The sequence below is a fragment of the Enterobacter sp. K16B genome, assembly GCF_020216105.1.
GTDB classification, from domain to species: Bacteria; Pseudomonadota; Gammaproteobacteria; order Enterobacterales; family Enterobacteriaceae; genus Enterobacter; species Enterobacter sichuanensis.
The window spans coordinates 1-1,837 of sequence record NZ_JAIWJZ010000158.1 but is presented as its reverse complement, the minus strand read 5'-3'; the positions used below and the strand labels follow the sequence as shown (position 1 = coordinate 1,837).

Annotated in this window: 2 protein-coding genes; one reads left to right on the top strand and one right to left on the bottom strand. The window is 47.1% G+C overall.

Features of this window, described 5'->3' with window-relative positions; genetic code table 11:
• Positions 1 to 53: 53 nt before the first annotated feature.
• Positions 54 to 506 carry a hypothetical protein gene (locus LDK53_RS21710; protein WP_225288046.1) on the bottom strand — a complete coding sequence of 151 codons (453 nt, stop codon included), beginning with the start codon at positions 504 to 506 and terminating at the stop codon, positions 54 to 56.
• A gap of 410 nt (positions 507 to 916) precedes the next feature.
• Between LDK53_RS21710 and LDK53_RS21705 the strand changes: the two genes are divergently transcribed.
• Positions 917 to 1,681, top strand: a complete 765-nt coding sequence (locus LDK53_RS21705; RefSeq protein WP_225288045.1) for an abortive infection family protein — start codon at positions 917 to 919, stop codon at positions 1,679 to 1,681.
• Positions 1,682 to 1,837: the final 156 nt, after the last annotated feature.

The following is a 1,837-nucleotide window of genomic DNA, read 5'->3' as shown; positions in this document are numbered from 1 at the left end:
ACGATTCCGGGCCGTTGTAGGCCCGTGCAAGCGCAGCGCCGCCGGGCATGACCTCAGCGCAGCAGGTAAGGTTCTCTGACATAGTCAGCCAGGAGATAAATCAGGTCATGCAATAACCCGGCAAGTTCTTGCGAGACAGCACTCGCAAGGGTCTGGCTCAACAAAGCCTGGTTAAGGGCCTGAGCATACCCCACAAGCATCGCAGTATCTTGCCAGCAATCCGGCATAGAGGATTGCTCGGGTAACGCTGTACTCAGTTTCTCAATCAGATGAGACGGTAAATCCTCATCGCATCGATTTTTCAGCTCCTCAATAGCAAATGCCAGACGGCCACACAGTGCTAAGCGCTCTACTCTATTGTGGGTTTCCAGCAGCACATTAACAAAAGCGCAGCAGCAGTCCGTCAGTTCGAAGAGATCCTGCGTTGAGGATATCGGCAGGTCAAGAAGTTGGCAGGCAATACTGTCGCTGGAGTGAGGGTGAGCAAGGGTTGGGATCGTAGCCATAAGGCAGCCTCCGTGTGATGTTTCAAGACCACTCTCTAAGTTTCCACGCTCAGAGGGTGGCGGCGCTGACAGGGGTGGAAACTGAATCACACGGTCTTCAGCCAGCCTTTCGACTGCCCTACCAGCGCCACCGTTGATTTTACAAGGATATGCGCTGCCCCGACACCAAAACTGTGTCGTCGTGTGATAGTTCAGGTTTCCACGCCTGACTGCGGAATTTGCCGCAGTGGGGAAACTGTAAGCTCGTTATAGGTGGAAATAAATAATGATTTCGGGTTTACATGGTGTTTCTAACAGGTTTGCGAGCATGCTTCCAGATATGGAATACTTCGTTTTTCATACTTGAATAATGATGAGCATTTTTAACTTTCGACATCACATTTCAGTCATAAGTAACAAGGAATAAATCGATGGACGATTTTCTGAATGAGTTTACGTCTGATGAAGAACGCGCCAGACACCTGGAAAATTTGCTAATTGATGTTGCTCGCGGTGGGCCTCGGGATAATAGTGAATGTTTCATCTCTCTCAGGTCTCACTTCGTTCAAAATTCCGCACTAAAAGCCCTTCTCCCTGCTTTTGTTAGAGAATGCAGAACTCTTAAACAGTTTTGGGGATTCATACAGCCTGCATACTCATCCTATAGAGAACGCGAAAATTTCATTTCAACTGAATTCACCCCTCTTTTTGATTTTTTCGAAGGGGTCAATACAACACCAAGAGATATTCATATCACTGATGGTTTAAGGAGTTACGACGAACGGGGGGTAAATGAAGCTTGGGCGAAGGCTTTAGAACGCAGGAACTCAGACCCAGAAGGAGCTATCACTTCCGCCAGGACCTTAGTTGAAACGGTATGTAAACATATACTCGACGACTTAAAAATCCCCTATGACCGTAATTTTGACATGAGTGAATTGTATAAACTAACTTCCAAAGAGCTAAATTTAGCCCCCGACCAGCATGGAGAGCAGATCTTTAGGCAAATACTCAAAGGATGCTCATCAGTTGTTAATGGTCTCGGCACGTTGAGAAATAAATATGGTGATGCGCATGGGATCGGTAAAAAACCACCTAAACCCGCAGACAGGCACGCTCTTTTAGCTGTTAACCTGGCCGGAAGCATGGCTGTTTTTTTGATTCAGACGTGGCAAAAAGTATCGAACAACCAGTAACAAGGTTTATGGTTAATTGAAAATAAACCATGCATTTTTATATATTTCTGTATTGAAATGCCCGGGAAGTTTAGCGCCGGTAATATTTTAGCCGGGTGGCGGCTACGCCTTACCCGGCCTACGATTCCGGGCCGTTGTAGGCCCGTGCAAGCGCAG

Coding starts and splice junctions, on each gene's coding strand:
- LDK53_RS21705 (WP_225288045.1), top strand. CDS start 917: ATGGACGATTTTCTGAATGAGTTTACGTCTGATGAAGAACGCGCCAGA.
- LDK53_RS21710 (WP_225288046.1), bottom strand. CDS start 506: ATGGCTACGATCCCAACCCTTGCTCACCCTCACTCCAGCGACAGTATT.